Source organism: Collinsella sp. AF31-11, assembly GCF_003475605.1.
Taxonomy (GTDB): domain Bacteria; phylum Actinomycetota; class Coriobacteriia; order Coriobacteriales; family Coriobacteriaceae; genus Collinsella.
In genome coordinates, this window is record NZ_QRQS01000005.1 from 1 (window position 1) to 951 (window position 951).

Here is a 951-nt window from a genome sequence, read left to right on the forward strand (position 1 = left end):
CCCGGCCACGACCGCCGCTACGCCATCGACTCCACCAAGCTCCGGCGCGAGCTGGGCTGGAGGCCGGCGCACACCGACTTCGCCGAGGGGCTCAGGCAGACCATCGACTGGTACGTCGAGAACGAGTCCTGGTGGCGCCCGGCCAAGGAGGCCACTGAGGCCAGGTACCGCGCACAGGGCCAGTAGACCGAACCCCGGCGAACCGCACCGCGGGCGCCCCCGGTTATCTAACCTCTTCGATAGGAGCTTTTCCCACATGGCTGACATCGCATTCGAGAAGGACCTGACCGTCGCCGAGACCGGCATCGGGGGCCTGAAGGTCGTCGACCTCGCCGTCCACGGCGACTCGCGCGGCTGGTTCAAGGAGAACTGGCAGCGCGCCAAGATGACCGCCCTGAGCATCCCGGACCTCCGCATCGTCCAGAACAACGTCTCCTACAACGACAGCCGCGGCGTCACCCGCGGCATCCACGCGGAGCCCTGGGACAAGTTCATCTCCGTGGCGCGCGGCTCGGTCTTCGGCGCCTGGGTCGACCTGCGCGAGGGCAGCGCCACCTACGGCAAGGTCTACACGACCGTGCTGGACCCCTCCAAGGCCATCTACGTCCCGCGCGGCGTGGGAAACTCCTTCCAGGCCCTGGAGGACGGCACCGCCTACACCTACCTGGTGGACGCCCACTGGTCGCTGGAGCTCAAGAGGACCTACACCTTCGTTAACCTCGCAGACCCCGAGCTCGCCATCGAGTGGCCGATCCCGCTCGACCAGGCCACCGTCTCCGAGGCCGACCTCAACCACCCGATGCTCGCCGACGTCGTCCCCATGGCGCCGAAGCGCACCCTCGTCACCGGCTGCGACGGCCAGCTGGGGCATGCGGTCCGCGCGTTGGCCGAGGAGCGCGGCGTGGCGAAGGACTTCGACTTCTGCGACATCGACACCTTCGACATGTCCGA

General features: G+C 68.1%; 1 protein-coding gene and 1 pseudogene. Both read left to right on the forward strand.

The genetic code is table 11. From position 1 onward, the window contains the following. Positions 1-186: pseudogene (locus tag DWZ22_RS03915) on the forward strand (dTDP-glucose 4,6-dehydratase); the annotation flags it as partial. 70 nt (positions 187-256) lie between these two features. Next, on the forward strand, positions 257-951 hold a 695-nt coding region (locus tag DWZ22_RS03920), incomplete at its 3' end, for a dTDP-4-dehydrorhamnose 3,5-epimerase family protein (RefSeq protein ID WP_147352265.1).